The 14650-nt window shown below is 64.4% G+C and carries 13 protein-coding genes; 6 read left to right on the top strand and 7 right to left on the bottom strand.

The genetic code is table 11. From position 1 onward, the window contains the following. Window positions 1-58: 58 nt before the first annotated feature. Window positions 59-1975: an acyltransferase family protein gene (locus JOZ76_RS28115; RefSeq protein ID WP_291704223.1), complete on the top strand. Its 1917-nt coding sequence runs from the start codon at window positions 59-61 to the stop codon at window positions 1973-1975. Between the two features lie 57 nt (window positions 1976-2032). Here the strand turns inward: JOZ76_RS28115 and JOZ76_RS28110 are convergent, their stop codons facing one another. Then, window positions 2033-3286, bottom strand: coding sequence for a NupC/NupG family nucleoside CNT transporter (locus JOZ76_RS28110; RefSeq protein ID WP_291704221.1), 1254 nt, complete (start codon window positions 3284-3286; stop codon window positions 2033-2035). Between the two features lie 112 nt (window positions 3287-3398). Between JOZ76_RS28110 and JOZ76_RS28105 the strand changes: the two genes are divergently transcribed. Then, the gene (locus JOZ76_RS28105) at window positions 3399-4622 is read left to right on the top strand and encodes an MFS transporter (RefSeq protein WP_291704220.1); all 1224 of its coding nucleotides are present in this window, start codon (window positions 3399-3401) and stop codon (window positions 4620-4622) included. A gap of 3 nt (window positions 4623-4625) precedes the next feature. On the opposite strand, the gene JOZ76_RS28100 is transcribed toward JOZ76_RS28105, so the two are convergent. Continuing rightward, entirely contained in the window at window positions 4626-5873 is a 1248-nt protein-coding gene (locus JOZ76_RS28100) for a glycosyltransferase family 87 protein (protein WP_291704218.1), read from the bottom strand. A 177-nt stretch (window positions 5874-6050) separates the two neighbouring features. Between JOZ76_RS28100 and JOZ76_RS28095 the strand changes: the two genes are divergently transcribed. Then, on the top strand, window positions 6051-7082 hold the full coding sequence (locus JOZ76_RS28095; protein WP_291704216.1) for a glycosyltransferase family 2 protein: 1032 nt from the start codon (window positions 6051-6053) through the stop codon (window positions 7080-7082). Window positions 7083-7203: 121 nt separating this feature from the next. On the opposite strand, the gene JOZ76_RS28090 is transcribed toward JOZ76_RS28095, so the two are convergent. From JOZ76_RS28090 to JOZ76_RS28070, 5 genes are all read right to left on the bottom strand, one after another. Further along, window positions 7204-7968, bottom strand: a complete 765-nt coding sequence (locus JOZ76_RS28090) for an SDR family oxidoreductase (RefSeq protein ID WP_291704214.1) — start codon at window positions 7966-7968, stop codon at window positions 7204-7206. An 11-nt stretch (window positions 7969-7979) separates the two neighbouring features. Continuing rightward, window positions 7980-8738 carry a peptidase gene (locus tag JOZ76_RS28085; RefSeq protein WP_291704212.1) on the bottom strand — a complete coding sequence of 253 codons (759 nt, stop codon included), beginning with the start codon at window positions 8736-8738 and terminating at the stop codon, window positions 7980-7982. A gap of 183 nt (window positions 8739-8921) precedes the next feature. Beyond that, on the bottom strand, window positions 8922-9767 hold the full coding sequence (locus JOZ76_RS28080; RefSeq protein ID WP_291704210.1) for a transglutaminase family protein: 846 nt from the start codon (window positions 9765-9767) through the stop codon (window positions 8922-8924). Window positions 9768-10005: 238 nt separating this feature from the next. Further along, window positions 10006-10950 (bottom strand): alpha-E domain-containing protein, encoded by a 945-nt coding sequence (locus JOZ76_RS28075; RefSeq protein WP_291704208.1) that lies wholly within the window; start codon window positions 10948-10950, stop codon window positions 10006-10008. Between the two features lie 151 nt (window positions 10951-11101). Beyond that, entirely contained in the window at window positions 11102-12520 is a 1419-nt protein-coding gene (locus JOZ76_RS28070) for a circularly permuted type 2 ATP-grasp protein (protein ID WP_291704206.1), read from the bottom strand. A gap of 220 nt (window positions 12521-12740) precedes the next feature. On the opposite strand from JOZ76_RS28070, the gene JOZ76_RS28065 reads away from it, so the two are divergent. The 3 genes from JOZ76_RS28065 to JOZ76_RS28055 all read left to right on the top strand — a co-directional run. Beyond that, window positions 12741-13484 (top strand): competence/damage-inducible protein A, encoded by a 744-nt coding sequence (locus JOZ76_RS28065; protein ID WP_291704204.1) that lies wholly within the window; start codon window positions 12741-12743, stop codon window positions 13482-13484. A gap of 18 nt (window positions 13485-13502) precedes the next feature. Next, complete coding sequence (gene gpt / locus JOZ76_RS28060) at window positions 13503-14030, top strand: xanthine phosphoribosyltransferase (protein WP_291704202.1); 528 nt, start codon at window positions 13503-13505, stop codon at window positions 14028-14030. Between the two features lie 119 nt (window positions 14031-14149). Further along, a partial coding sequence (locus JOZ76_RS28055) for a hypothetical protein (protein WP_291704200.1) occupies window positions 14150-14650 on the top strand: 501 nt, incomplete at its 3' end.

Genomic DNA, 14650 nt, shown 5'->3' with positions numbered 1-14650 from the left:
ACGCGTCAGCATGCCCGGCCGAATGTGATTGCTCCCCCAAGAGTGGGAGCCAAGCCGGATGACGCTCGGTTATCGCGAGGACATCGACTGGCTGCGCGCGATCGCGGTGCTCTCCGTGGTCGCCTTTCATTTCGAGACGCCCGGCATTTATGGTGGATTCGTCGGCGTCGACATCTTCTTCGTGATCTCGGGCTATCTGATCACCAGCATCATCCAAGCCGAGGTGAAAGAGGGCACCTTCTCCTTTGCGCGCTTCTACGAGCGGCGGATGCGGCGCCTCTTGCCCGCGCTCTATGCCATGGTGGCGCTCACCGCGATCCCGTCATTTCATTATCTCCTGGCCTCCGAGCGCGCCGAGTTCTTCCGTTCGGTCGCGGCCGTCGTCACCTTCACCTCGAACATCTTTTTCTGGCTGCAGTCCGGCTACTTCGACCACGCGGCCGTCGAAAAGCCGCTGCTGCACACCTGGTCGCTCGCGGTCGAGGAGCAGTTTTACCTGGCGCTGCCCGTCCTGGTGTGGGCACTCGCGCGAGCGAGGCCGAAATCCTACCTGGCGCTGCCGCTGACGTTGATCGCGCTGACACTGGTCTCGTTCGCGTTCAGCGTCGTCCTGATGCGGACCGGCAGTTCGCCGGTCGCTTTTTTCATGAGCCCGCCGCGCGCCTGGGAGTTTCTGGTCGGCGGCCTCATCGCGCTGCCGGGCGTGCCGGTGTTGCGCGAGGAGCGGGCGCAAGCAGCGGCGCGGATCATTGCGCTGGTCCTGATGGCGATCCCGATCTTCTCGTTGCGGCCCGGGCCGGGTTTTCCGGGCATCAACGCGCTGTCGCCCTGTCTTGGGGCAACCCTGTTCTTATGGAGCGGCATCGGCGTGCCAACGCCAAAGCGCAAGCCGTATTCGTTTCATCACGTCGTCGCTTTCTTCGGAAAAATCTCCTACTCGCTCTACCTCTGGCATTGGCCGCTGTTTGCCTTCGCGCGGTTCTCGAAAGCGAGCTTGGTGCTCGATCCGCTCGACAAATTCGCGCTGTGCACGGCGACCGTCGTGATCTCCTATCTGTCGTGGCGCTTTGTCGAACAGCCGTTCCGGCAGCGGCGCCTCGTGCCCGCGCAGCGCGGCGTCTTTGGCCTTGCGGCCGCAACCTCGCTGGTCCTGCTGCTCGGCAGCGCAGGGGGCCTCCTTGTGAGCCGGGCCTCGTCAGAGACGGATCGCGCCGCGGCGCGACTCGATGCTTTCAACGCCTACGATTATCGGCCGCTGTACCGGAGCGGAAGCTGCTTTGCACCGGCAGGCGGCGTGTTCGACGAGGCTTGCCTGCGCGTCGCGGCAGATAAGCGCAACGTGCTGTTGTGGGGCGACAGTCTCGCCGCGCATTACTTCCACGGGCTGAGCGAAAATGTCGATCCGCAGGCCGTCAACATCCTGCAGGCGACGCAGCCGGCGTGCATGCCGACATTCAATGCGTCGGCGCAGGCGATCGCAGCCTGCCACGACCTTGCACTGCGAATGCAGGCCTTCTTTCGCGACCACAAGCCCGATCTCGTCATCCTGTCGGCTGACTGGCTGGAATATGCCCGTCCGCCGCGGCTTGGCGACATGATCACGGATTTGAGGGCGACGATCGCCGTGCTCAACGCAGCGGGGCTCCACGTCGTGCTGCTCGGACCCGCCGTGCAGTTCAAGGACCGGCTGCCGTCGATGCTGCTCCGCGCGCATCTGCGCGGCGTTCAGGCCACCGCCAAGGATGTCGTGTTGCCGGACATCTTTGCGCTCGATGCGATGATGCGCTTGGGGCTGCCGGCGCGCGAGGGTTTTGCCTACATCTCGGTCGAGGATGCGGTCTGCCCGGACCGGCAATGCCCGGTTACGATTGGTGACGGCATTCCGCTGTCCTGGGACCACGCGCATCTGACCGCGGAAGGCTCTGTGTATGTGATGGAGCGGCTGGTGCCGAAGTTGGGCCTCGCCAAACCTTGAGCTGTCATTCCGGGGGCGGCACGAAGTGCCGAGCCCGGAATGAGATGGTTGGTTAGCCTAAGTCAGCACCCCCACCATCGCGCCCATCAGACAGGTCGTCAGTGTGCCCGAGACGATCGACTTCAGTCCCAGCGCATTGATCTCCTCGCGCCGGGCCGGCGCCATGGTGCCGAGCCCGGCGATCATGATGCCGAGGCTGCCGAAATTGGCGAAGCCGCACATCGCATAGAGCATGATCAGCCGCGAGCGCGGATCGAGCGCTGACGTGTCGAGTCTTGAGAAGTCGACATAGGCGATCAATTCGTTCAGCACGGTCTTTGTGCCCATCAGGCTGCCCGCGGTGACGGCTTGCGACCAGGGCAGCCCCATCAGCCAGCACACCGGCGCCATCACGAGCCCGAGAAACCGCTGCAGCGAGATGCTGGCACCGCCGACCTGCGGCAGCAGGGAGAGGATGGCGTTGGCGAGATAGACCAGCGCCACCAGTACGAGCAGCATCGCGACGATGTTGAGCAGCAGTTCGAGGCCGGCGGCGGTGCCGAGTACGATCGCGTCCATGGTCGAGGCGGCCTGCATTTTTGGATCCTCGCCGAAGGCGCCGCTGGTGAGCCGGTCCGAGGTCTCGGGCACCATGATCAGGCTGATGAGGATCGCACCGGGCGCGCCGAGCACGGAGGCGATCACGAAATGCGCCGCGGCATCGGGAATCAAGGGCGCAAGCAGCGTCGCATAGAGCACCAGCACGGTGCCGGCGATCCCGGCCATGCCGCCGGTCATCACCAGAAAAAGCTCGCTGCGGGTCATCAGCGCGAGATAGGGGCGGATGAACAGCGGCGCTTCCACCATGCCAAGAAAGATGTTGGCGGCGGTGGACAGGCCCACCGCGCCGCCGACGCCGAGCGTCCGCTCGAGCGCCCAGGCCATGCCGCGCACGATCGGCGGCAGAATTTTCCAGTAGAACAGCAGCGTGGTCAGCACGCTCATGACGAGCACGATCGGCAGCGCCTGGAACGCGAGCACGAAATCAGCGCCCGGCGCCTTCAGGTCGAACGGCAGCGCGCCGCCGCCGACATAGCCGAACACGAAGGCGGTGCCGGCCCGTGTCGCGGCTGCGATCGCGCCGACCGCATCGTTGATGGCGCCGAACGCACTTGCGACGATCGGCAGCTTGATCAGGATAACGGCGGTCAGGAAGGTCACGACGAGGCCGATCGCAGCCTGGCGAAGCGAGACCGCGCGGCGGTTCTCGCCAAACAACCAGGCGATCGCCAGCAAGGCAAAGATGCCGAACAGAGACTGCAGCTGCAACATCGTTCCCCCGAAGTTCAGGCAACTATGACAGGGGCGCGCGGCAAAGCGCAAGGCCGTGTGGACAGGTTGGCATGGCATTGACAAACAGCATTCGCTCGGCCACGCCAGCATCATGTCCTCCACGGTACCGGCCAGTGCGCCCGCTCTCATCCGGCAGAGCTCGTTCCTGTTCTTCCTGCTGTCGCGGAGCCTGTCGCGCTTCTCCAGCCAGATCGCAGGCGTTGCCATCGGCTGGCAGATCTACGATCTCACCGGCAGCGCCTTCGACCTCGGCATGGTCGGGCTGGTGCAGTTCCTGCCGACCGCGCTGCTCTTGTTCCTCGCCGGCCATGCCGCGGACCGCTTCGCGCGCAAGCGCGTGGTGGCGCTTTGCCAACTCGCCGAGGCGCTGACCGCGTTGTTTCTGGCGGCAAGCACGTTCGCCGGGACCTTGACCGAGCTGCAGATCTTTGTCGCCACTTTCGTGCTCGGGATTTCAGGCGCATTCGAGAGCCCGGCGCTATCAGCGCTGCTGCCCGAGATCGCGCCGCAAGGCTCGCTGCAGCGGGCGACCGCGATCTCCAGCGGCGCAGCGCAGGTCGCCACCATCTCAGGTCCGGCGCTCGGCGGCCTCGCCTATGCCTTCGCGCCGAGCCTGCCTTACGGAATCATCACGGTGTTCTGCCTGCTGGCGGCGATCGTGATGAATGCGATACCCGTAGCGCAGCAGGCGCCGGGCAAGGACGAGCCGACATCGGACGATCTGTTTGCCGGTATCCGCTTCATCCGCAACAACCCGGCCATCCTCGGCACGATCTCGCTCGATCTGTTCGCGGTGCTGCTCGGCGGTGTCACCGCGCTGCTGCCGATCTATGCGCGCGACATCCTCTTCACCGGTCCGCTCGGGCTCGGGATTTTGCGCGCGGCGCCGGCGGTCGGCGCGCTGGCGATGACGGCGGTGCTCGCCCGCCATGCGATCAGCCGCCGCGTCGGCATGCGCATGTTCCAGGCCGTGATCGTGTTTGGCGCGGCAACGGTGATGTTCGCGCTCTCACATTGGATGTGGCTGTCGGTGCTGTCGCTCGCGATCCTCGGTGCGGCCGACACGGTCAGCGTGGTGATCCGCTTCTCGCTGGTGCAATTGTCGACGCCAAATGAAATGCGCGGCCGCGTCGGCGCGGTGAACTTCCTCTTCATCAACGCCTCCAACCAGCTCGGCCAGTTCGAGAGCGGCATCACGGCGGCTCTGTTCGGCGCCGTGCCGGCCGCAGTCTTGGGCGGCGTCGGCACGATCGCCATCGCGCTATTATGGATGAAGCTGTTTCCGTCGCTGCGTACTGTCGAGAAGCTGGAATAGGCGCTATTCGGCGGCCGCGAGCGCAGGGCGGCCTGCGACCTGGAACAGCCGCCGCAGCAGGTACACGGCAAAGACCGGGGCGATGAAGCCGGGACCGGGAAGACGGAGATTGCCGAACAGCAGTTGCAGGGCCGGCGTCCAGAACACGAGCTGCGCCAAGCGCCGGCCCGGCGCATCAAGCTGCTCTTTTGCAAGCAAGGCAACCGCGGCTGACGTCAGCGGCAACAGATCATAGGCGCCCATGTAGGGCGACGCCGCCACGGTGCAGGCGAAGAACAGCGCCTGCAATCGCCGCGGGTCGGCGTCCCGGCGCGCGCGAAACGCAGTGGAGACCGCGATTACTGCCGCGAGCGAGAAGCCGAGCTGGATGATCTCGCCGATCCTGTTGCCGACCACGCCGCGAATGTTCATGAAGATGGTCGGGTGGAATGGCATCGCGATGCCGGCGGGATCCTGCAGCACCTCGCGCTGCAATGGCAGCGCCTTGATCACATAGTCCTGCCAGCCCGAAATCCCGCCGACGGCGATGCTGCCGGCGACCAGCGCCATCGCCGTGAACGCGGCCGCGAAAAACACGCGCCAGCGTCCGGAGGCAACAAGGGCAAACGGAAAGAGAATGACGAGCTGCGGCTTCACCGTGAGCAGGCTGATCAGCACGCCGGCGAGAAGCGGCCGCCGATCGAGCGAGGCAAAAATCGTCAAAAGCGCAGCCGTGGTGAGAAGGGAGCTCTGGCCCGAGATGACGCAGAGCAATGCGGCCGGTGAGATCAGGACGATCGCGACGACGCGCAGGTCCGAAAGTTCGCGGCGGCCGGCGAGATAGAAGGCCAGCAGGCTCGCCGCAAACCAGGCGGCCAGCGCGGGGAAATAATCGAACAGACCAAACGGCGCCATGATCACCAGCGCGGTCGGCGGATTCGGCCAGTTCTGGCCGAGATAGCCGGTGCCGAGCAGCTTTGCGAGCTCGGCATTGTAGGTGACGACATCATAGAAGCGCGCGGGGTCGGCCTCGAACACGGCGCGGCCATACATCCACAGGTTCAAGAAGTCGCGCCCGACGACGAGCGTGGTCTTGTCGCGCGGAAATGCGCCTGCCCAGTTGGTCGTGCAGAGATAGGTCAGGATGGTCAGCGCGAACAGCGTGCCGCCGAGGATGAAGAGGCCACGCAGAAAGTCGGCGTTCGCCGCATCGCGCGTGTCGGGTACGAGGTTTTGGAGGAACGCGCTGTCGCGTCCGCCGGGGAATCGCATGGCAGTCCTCGCCGGCCGCCCATCAATGGTGAGAGTCGACGGTAAAGCAAGGCAGGCGAGCCGGCTGGCACCTTAGCGCGCGCAAATTAAGAACTTCTTTAGGGGAAACGGCAAAGCTGCCCGGCAATTGTGCCCAGGAAACCTCCTGTTTCCCGGCGGCACGCAGCGGGCCACCATATGAATTGCGTCGTCATTCCTGCCTATCGCGCCTCCGCCACGATCCTGCCGGTGATCGCGGCGATCGGCGAGGAGATCGACCTGATCGTGGTCGTCGATGACGGCTGTCCAGACGGCACCGGCCTGGTCGTTGCCAACAGATGCGGCGACCGGCGCGTGGTCGCGCTGATGCACGGCGTCAACCAGGGCGTCGGCGCCGCCTTCCTCACCGGCATGCGCTATGGGATCGAGCGTGGCGCCGATATCGTCGTCAAGATCGACGCGGACGGGCAAATGAATCCGGCCCAGGTGCCGGCGCTGATCCATCCGATCGCAAGCGGGCAGGCCGATTACGTCAAGGGCGACCGCTTCTTCTTCCTGCACCATGCGGCATCGATGCCGCGGGTGCGGCGGTTCGGCAATCTGGCGCTCTCGTTCTTCGCAAAACTGTCGAGCGGCTACTGGACGCTGATGGATCCGACCAACGGATTTTTTGCGATCCATGCCGGCATTGCCGAACTGCTCGATGACGAGCAGATTGCAAAACGCTTCTTCTTCGAGACCGACCTGTTGTTTCACCTCGGCCTGATCCGCGCCAAGGTGGTCGAATTCCCGATGCGCGCGACTTACGGCGACGAGGTCTCCAATCTCAGCGTGTCGCGTCAACTCGCGCCGTTCCTGGCCGGCCATCTGCGCAACACCGCCCGCCGCATTCTCTACCGCTATTTCTTCCGCGATCTTTCGCTTGCCTCTCTGGAGCTCGTCGCTGGCCTCGGCCTGCTCGGTTTTGGCCTCGCGTTCGGAGTGTATCACTGGTTTTCGGCCGCGCCGGATCAGCTGGTGCCGACCGGCACCATCATGATCGCTGCGCTGACCTTTTTGATCGGCTTCCAGCTCGTGCTGTCGTTCCTCAACTACGATATCTCGTCGAGCCCGCGCGAGCCGCTGCATCCGTTTTTGGTCCGCAGCCGGCAGGGCAGGGCGGATGAAAAGGGACCGAACGAAGCCGTCACAAGCGATGAGGCGACAGAGCAGCTTCGTCGCCAAGCGTAGTGGTCGGCAATGGCCTTTCCGTCATTGCGAGGCGCAAAGCGCCGAAGCAATCCAGTCTATATCCGCGGCAGCGGTCTGGATTGCTTCGCTTCGCTCGCAATGACGAATGCAGTGGCGGTGTCTACCCCCGTCCGACGAACGGCATCTTGCTCGCCATCACCGTCATGAACAGCACGTTGGCATCGGGCGGCAGGCTTGCCATGTAGGCCACCGCGTCGCCGACTGCCGTCGCGTCCATGCGAGGCTCCTGCTTCATGGTGCCGTCCGGCTGCATCACCCCGGGGCCGCTCACCATGCGATCGGTCATCGGGGTTGCGGCGTTGCCGATATCGACCTGGCCGACCGCGATGTCATAGGCGCGGCCGTCGAGATTGCTCGCCTTGGTGAGCCCGGTGATGGCGTGCTTGGTCGAGGTGTAGGCGGCCGAGAACGGCCGCGGCGCGTGTGCCGAGATCGAGCCGTTGTTGATGATGCGACCGCCGCGCGGGGTCTGGTCCTTCATGATGCGGAAGGCGTGCTGAGTGCACAAAAACGGCCCGGTGAGATTGGTGTTCACCACCGCCTGCCATTGCGCCAGCGAGAGATCCTCGAACGGGATCGCCGGCGCGCCCATGCCGGCATTGTTGAACAGCACGTCGAGCCGGCCAAAAGTCTCCATAACCTTGGCGAACAGCGCCGCGATCGATCCGGGATCGGTCATGTCGGCCGTGACGGGGAGGCTCTTGCCGACGCCCTCGCCGAGTTTCTGGGTCTCCTCCAGCTTGTCCATGCGGCGGCCGGCCAGCACGACCGTGAAGCCGGCCTTCATCAGCGCCAGCGATGCGGCGCGCCCGACCCCGGTGCCGGCGCCCGTCACCAGTGCGATTTTTTCTTTTGTCTCGGCCATCGTTTCCTCGTTCAGCTTTTCTGTTCGGTCTCAGTCTTGTAGGGCGGTCGTGGGATGTTCTGGTGCGCGGCGCGAAGCGCCGCCGACCAGCGCGAGCGCAAATCGTGGAAGTAGGGCTCGTCCACCTCGATGCGATGGTTGAGGTCGGCGTCACAGACATTGTTGCGCACCACCAGCACGTCGATCGGCAGCCCGACGCCGAGGTTCGAGCGCATCGTCGAGTCCATCGAGATCAGGCTGGTCTTCAGCGCGTCATAGAGCTCGACGTCGTAATGCATGGCGCGGTCGAGCACCGGCTTGCCGTATTTGTGCTCGCCGATTTGCAAATAGGGCGTGTCCGTGGTGCATTCGATGAAGTTGCCCTGGGTGTAGACCATGAAGAGGCGCATCCGCGCGCCCTTGATCTGGCCGCCGAACAGGAACGAGACGTCGAAGGAGACGTCATCCGCCCTGAGCGCCTCGGCCTCGGTTGAGCGCACCGCGCGGATCGCCTTGCCGATGCGCTGCGCGGCCTGGAACATGGTCGGCGCATTGATCAAGGTCTCGATTTCGCCGGTCGTGGGATCCTCGACACCCTCGGTCAGGGTCGACAGCACCGACTGGCTGATCGCGAGATTGCCGGCGCTGGCGACCGCCATGATCCGCTCGCCCGGCTTCTTGAAAATGTGCAGCTTGCGAAAGGTGGAGACGTTGTCGAGCCCGGCATTGGTGCGGGTATCGGCGATCATGACCAGCCCGTCCCGCACCAACACTCCGCAGCAATAGGTCATTTTCCTGTTCCTGAACCCGACAGATGCGTCGAAAACTACTAGCCAATTTCAAGGGTTGATCCAACCCCGAGCAATCCAGAATCGTAGGGCAGGCCAAGCGAAGCGGGCCCACCTTCCTCGCAAACGGCTCAAAGGTGGGCACGGCGCAAGTGCGCCTTTGCCCACCTTACGGAACTTGACGCGCTATGACTGCCATTGTGACTGCGTCTGGCCGCCGGGACGGCCGGCCTGCTCGACCTTGACCGCGACGGTGAGCGTCTCCGCGCCGCCGCCATAGCGGGTGCCGCGCACCGGCGCCGCGCCGAGATAGTCGAGACCGACCGCGACGCGGACATGGGCATCGGTCGTGCAGATGCAGTTGGCGGCGTCAAAGCCGACCCAGCCGAGATTGGGCACAAAGGCCTCCGCCCAGGCATGTCCGGCCGCCTGGTTGACCCTGCCGTCGGAGCGCAAGAAATGCCCGGAGACGAACCGCGCCGGCACGCCACCCGAGCGCGCGCAGGCGATGAAGATATGCGCATAGTCCTGGCAGACGCCGCGCTTCAGCCCAAAGGCTTCGATCGCCGACGTGCCGCTGGTGGTCGGATCTTCGTCGAACGTCATGTGCTCGCTCACCTGCGTCATCAGCGCATGCAGGAAGCCGAGCACGTCCTCTTCGGATTCCGAGCGCAGCTCGCGCGCGAAGGCCGCCATGGTCGGATTGACCGCGGTGAGCGAGGTCGAGCGCAGGAACAGGCCCTCGGGAAAGCGCTCATGCGTGCCCCGGAGCACGCCGCCGGTGTCGTGGGTCTCGATCAGGCCTTCGGCGGAGATTGACAGCTCCGCAATCGGTCCATGGGTGATGACATGGGTGACGTTGCCGAAGGCATCCTCGTGCATGTCGAGGCGGGCGTCGGTCGAGACGTCGATCTGCCATTGCGCGACATACTGTCCGTCATGACTGCCGGGCGTCAGCCGCAGGATCTGGATGACGCCGGTCGCGGCCGGCTCGTAGCGGTAGGTGGTGGCGTGGGAAATTCGCAGGCGCATGGCGGACCAATGCAGAGCTAGCGTTGAGCAAGACACCAAAAGGAAAGCTCGTCATGCCCGGCCTTGTGCCGGGCATCCACGTCTTTCTTTTGCGCCGTCATTCCGGGCTGGTCCGAAGGACCAGACCCGGAATCTCGAGATGCCGGGTTCGATGCTTCGCATCGCCCCGGAATGACCGGATGTGGGATGGCCGGGACAAGCCCGGCCATGACGACATTTCCTGGGCCTTCCGCGTTCATCAAATCAGATACTGTTTGGTGATGATCTCGCCGAGCCGCGCGTTGTCCGCGATGAACTCCTGGATGAATTCATGTACGCCGTGCTGGAAGATGTCATCCATATTGCTGTGTTCCAGGCGGTTGCGGATGCCGCGGGCATGGCGCTGCGCCGGGCCCTGCCGGCCATAGGCGACCCCGATCTGGTCGAGATTGCGCACCAGATTGCCATAGCAGCTCGCCAGCGACCGCGGCATCATGTCGTTGAGGATCAGAAGGTCGGCGATCAGCCAGGGTTTGAGGGTCTCGCGGTAGACCCAGTGATAGGCGGTCATCGCCGAGACCGAGCGCAGGATCGAGGTCCACTGATAATAATCGAGCGGGCCGCCGACATGCTCCTCCTCGGGCAGCAGCACATGGTATTTCACGTCCAGAATGCGCGCGGTGTTGTCCGCGCGCTCGAGATGGAGGCCGAGCCGCGAGAACCAGTAGGCGTCATTGCGCAGCATGGTCCGGTAGGCCGAGCCGTCGAAGCGGAGCGAGGCCTCCTGCACGAAGCGCAGGAAGCGCGCCAGCTCCTCGCGGGAGGAGGTGCCCTTGCACCAGGCCTCCTGCAGTTCGATCCAGGCGCCGTTGATGGTGTCCCACATTTCGCTGGTGAGTGCGGTCCGGACCGAGCGCGCGTTCAGCCGCGCCGCTTCGATGCAGTTCCGGATTGAGGATGGATTGTTCGGTGCGAACGACAGATATTCGACGACGTTTTGCTCGTTGGCTTCCTGATAGGCCTGATAAAAACTCGTGCTGACGCCGGCGGTCAATAGCGCCGAGTCCCACTCATTGGTCTTGCCGATATAGGCGGCGGGCAGCGCGGTGACGCGCAAGGTCGCGTCGATGGTGCGCGCGAGATATTCCGCCCGTTCGACATAGCGGGCGAGCCAGTAGAGGTTTTCGGCGGTACGCGAGAGCATGAGGCGACGCTAGCGGTTTTCCCTCCCCCTTTGTGGGGCAGGGAGAGCGGTGAACAATGATGACCGTTCGCGTGGACCCCCACCCCCGACCCCTCCCCGCAAGGGGGAGGGGGGCGATGGAGTCGCGCGCGTTGCAAGCAAGAAGGTCAAATCACTCATCCAAAATCCAGGTGTCCTTGGTGCCGCCGCCCTGGCTGGAATTGACCACGAGCGAGCCTTCCTTCAGCGCGACGCGGGTGAGCCCGCCCGGCACGATGGTGGTGCGGTCGCGGCCCGTCAGCACGAACGGCCTGAGGTCGACATGGCGGGGCGCGAGGCCGGATGCGGTGTAGGTCGGACAGGTCGAGAGCGCCAGCGTCGGCTGAGCGATAAAGCCTTCCGGCTCGCGTTTGAGCTTGTCGCGGAACGCCTCGATGGTGGCTTTGGTGGCGGCCGGTCCGATCAGCATGCCGTAGCCGCCGGAGCCGTGAACCTCCTTGACCACGAGCTCGCCGAGGTGATCCAGCACATAGGACAGGTCCTTCGGCTCGCGGCAGCGCCAGGTCTCGACGTTCTTCAGGATCGGCTCCTCGGCGAGATAGAATTTCACGATATCCGGCATGTAGGAGTAGATCGCCTTGTCGTCGGAGATGCCGGTGCCGACCGCGTTGGCGAGCGTGATATTCCCGGCGGCATAGGCCGACATCAGGCCGGGGACGCCGAGCGCCGAATCCGGGCGGAAGGTCAGGGGGTCGAGGAAATCGTCGTCGACCCGGCGGTAGATCACGTCGACCCGCTTCAAGCCTTCGGTGGTGCGCATGAAGACCTCGTCATTCTTGACGATGAGGTCGCGGCCCTCGACGAGCTCGATGCCGAGCTTGTCGGCGAGGAACGAATGCTCGTAATAGGCGGAGTTGTAGACGCCCGGCGTCATCAGCGCCACCGTCGGCTCGGAGGAGGCGGCGTGCGGCGCCACCGAGCGCAGCGCGGACAATAATTCGTCCGGATAGCGTTCGACCGGCGCGACGCGGTGCCGGGCGAACAGGTCCGGAAACAGCCGCATCATGATCTCGCGGTTTTCCAGCATGTAGGACACGCCCGATGGCGTCCGCGCATTGTCCTCCAGCACGATGAAGTTTTCGGCATCGACCCGGACGATGTCGATGCCGGCGATGTGGATATAGACGTCGTGCGGCACGTCCTGGCCGTTCATCTCGGGCCGGAACACCGGGTTCTGGAAGATCAGATCGTCCGGGACGATCCCGGCGCGGAGAATGTCGCGGCCGTGATAGACGTCCCGCAAGAACATGTTGAGCGCGCGCACGCGCTGGCGGAGACCCTTTTCCAGGATCGCCCATTCCCGGGTCGACAGGATGCGGGGGATCACGTCGAAGGGGATCAGCCGCTCCTGGGCCTCCGACTCGCCATAGACGGCAAAGGTGATGCCGATCCGGCGGAACAGCAGCTCCGCCTCGTGGCGGCGATATTCCAGGGCATCCGGTGGCGTCTCCTCGAGCCAGCGGGACAGCTCCTGGTAGGCCGGACGGAGGCCACCGCCGAGGCCGTTCATTTCGTCGAAAGCAAGGGCCATGCATCCCCGGACTTTGCAGCCATGCTACACACTGCATGACTTCCTGGGATGGTAGCAAGGGCCGGGCCAGCGCGATATGCATTGCTTCAGCGTGCTTGCCGAGAGAAATCGGGGGAGGGCTGCCCGAAAAAATGGCGGCAGGCCGCTTATTTCCGCGGCAAAGGGCCGTGACTTCGGGAGGCGGCTTCGGCGACAATGGCGGGAAGAACTGGGAGAGAGCATGAGCGAGATCGTCACCGCGGGGATTTTGGTCATCGGAGACGAGATCCTGTCCGGCCGGACCAAGGACAAGAATATCGGCTTCATCGCCGAATACCTGACCAATATCGGGATCGATCTCCGGGAAGTGCGGATCGTGGCCGATGACGAGCCCGACATCATCACAGCGCTGGATGCGCTGCGCGACCGCTATACCTACGTCTTTACCACCGGCGGCATCGGCCCAACCCATGACGATATCACCGCCGATGCCGTCGCCAGGGCGTTTGGGGTCCCGATCGATCACCATCCCGAAGTGGTGGCCCGTTTCAAGGAGCGCTTCAAGAACCCCGGCGAGTTGAACGAGGCGCGGCTGCGCATGGCGCGAATTCCCGATGGCGCGGAGCTGATCCAGAGCGCGACCATCATGGCGCCAGGCTTCAAGATCGGCAATGTGATCGTGATGGCCGGCGTGCCTTCGATCATGCAGGCAATGATGGATATCGTGGCGCCGAAGCTGAAATCGGGGGTCAAGATGCTCTCCGATTCGGTTCGCGCCAATGCGCGGGAGGGCGACATCGGCGGACCGCTGCGGGAGATCGCGGCCGCGCATCCCGACACCATCATCGGCAGCTATCCGTTTCTGGACGAAAATCAGAAACCCAACACCAATCTCGTCGTGCGTTCGCGCGACCCGGACAAGCTCAACGCGGCGATGGCCGCAGTGAAGGAGATGCTCGCCGGATTGAACATCACCCGAAGCTAACTGAAGAGTGGATATCGAATGATTGAGAGAAGCACAGAACTGAGCCCGCAGGAGAAGGCGGGCAGGGCGTTTCCGGTGTCCTGGGATCAGTTTCACCGGGATTGCCGGGCGCTGACCTGGCGGCTCAACGAGGCCGGCCCGTTCCACGCCGTCATCGCAATCACGCGCGGCGGCCTGGTGCCGGCGGCGATCGTTGCCCGCGAGCTCGGCATCCGCATCATCGATACCGTCTGCGTCGCCAGCTACGACCACACCAAGCAGGGCGAACTCAACGTCCTGAAAGGCGTCTCCGCCGAGGTGGCCAGGCTTGGCGGCGGCACCGGCAAGGGCCTCCTGATCGTCGACGACCTCGTCGATACCGGCAAAACCGGACGAATGGTCCGCGATATGCTTCCCGACGCCCATTTCGCCACGGTCTACGCCAAGCCGAAGGGGCGGCCGCTGGTCGACACTTTCATTACCGAGGTGTCGCAGGACACCTGGATCTTCTTCCCCTGGGATACCGCCCTATCGTTCCAGCCGCCGATCCGCGACGGCGCGGCGTAAGAACGCCGTCATTGCGAGGAGCGTAAGCGCCGAAGCAATCCAAACTGTGACCGCGGCGACAGTCTGGATTGCTTCGCTTCGCTCGCAATGTCGCTCGTGGCAATTGTTGAGCGCCTCACATGCCCCTGCAGAACCGCGTCACGCCCACAGGCGAGATCATCGCAACGCCGCATCGCGGCCTGTTCGTCGGCAATCGCGGCATCATCCATGATCCCGGCACCAAGACCCTGCTGAGAAAGCGCTGGTCGACGCCGATGTGGCTGACCTGCGTGTTGGAATTCCGCGGCCGCCGCCGCGAGGTGATGGTGAGGCGGAGCTGGACCGAGCTGTTCTTTCTCGATGAGGCGACCGCGCTGGCCGCGGGTCACCGTCCCTGCTTCTTCTGCCGGCGTGCGGACGCCAATCGCTTTCGTGCCAGCTGGGAGCAGGGCAATGGCGCGACGTCGGTTCGCGCAGGCGAAATCGACCGCGTACTGCATCGTGAGCGGCTGGATCACGGCAGGAAGCGGCTGCATCCGCTGCCAAGGCCGCTGGCCGAACTGCCGGACGGCGCGATGGTGCAGCAAGGTGCCGACAGCTATCTGATTGCGCAGGGCAGGGCACTGCTGTGGTCACCCGCC

Source organism: Bradyrhizobium sp., from assembly GCF_019244115.1.
Lineage (GTDB): Bacteria > Pseudomonadota > Alphaproteobacteria > Rhizobiales > Xanthobacteraceae > Bradyrhizobium.
Note: the sequence above shows the minus strand (reverse complement) of the source record. Positions and strands in the feature narration are given on the sequence as shown.

What these genes read in the sequence shown, in the direction of transcription:
- JOZ76_RS28115 (WP_291704223.1), top strand. Translation starts at nt 59, where the DNA reads ATGACGCTCGGTTATCGCGAGGACATCGACTGGCTGCGCGCGATCGCG.
- JOZ76_RS28110 (WP_291704221.1), bottom strand. Translation starts at nt 3,286, where the DNA reads ATGTTGCAGCTGCAGTCTCTGTTCGGCATCTTTGCCTTGCTGGCGATC.
- JOZ76_RS28105 (WP_291704220.1), top strand. Translation starts at nt 3,399, where the DNA reads ATGTCCTCCACGGTACCGGCCAGTGCGCCCGCTCTCATCCGGCAGAGC.
- JOZ76_RS28100 (WP_291704218.1), bottom strand. Translation starts at nt 5,873, where the DNA reads ATGCGATTCCCCGGCGGACGCGACAGCGCGTTCCTCCAAAACCTCGTA.
- JOZ76_RS28095 (WP_291704216.1), top strand. Translation starts at nt 6,051, where the DNA reads ATGAATTGCGTCGTCATTCCTGCCTATCGCGCCTCCGCCACGATCCTG.
- JOZ76_RS28090 (WP_291704214.1), bottom strand. Translation starts at nt 7,968, where the DNA reads ATGGCCGAGACAAAAGAAAAAATCGCACTGGTGACGGGCGCCGGCACC.
- JOZ76_RS28085 (WP_291704212.1), bottom strand. Translation starts at nt 8,738, where the DNA reads ATGACCTATTGCTGCGGAGTGTTGGTGCGGGACGGGCTGGTCATGATC.
- JOZ76_RS28080 (WP_291704210.1), bottom strand. Translation starts at nt 9,767, where the DNA reads ATGCGCCTGCGAATTTCCCACGCCACCACCTACCGCTACGAGCCGGCC.
- JOZ76_RS28075 (WP_291704208.1), bottom strand. Translation starts at nt 10,950, where the DNA reads ATGCTCTCGCGTACCGCCGAAAACCTCTACTGGCTCGCCCGCTATGTC.
- JOZ76_RS28070 (WP_291704206.1), bottom strand. Translation starts at nt 12,520, where the DNA reads ATGGCCCTTGCTTTCGACGAAATGAACGGCCTCGGCGGTGGCCTCCGT.
- JOZ76_RS28065 (WP_291704204.1), top strand. Translation starts at nt 12,741, where the DNA reads ATGAGCGAGATCGTCACCGCGGGGATTTTGGTCATCGGAGACGAGATC.
- gpt (WP_291704202.1), top strand. Translation starts at nt 13,503, where the DNA reads ATGATTGAGAGAAGCACAGAACTGAGCCCGCAGGAGAAGGCGGGCAGG.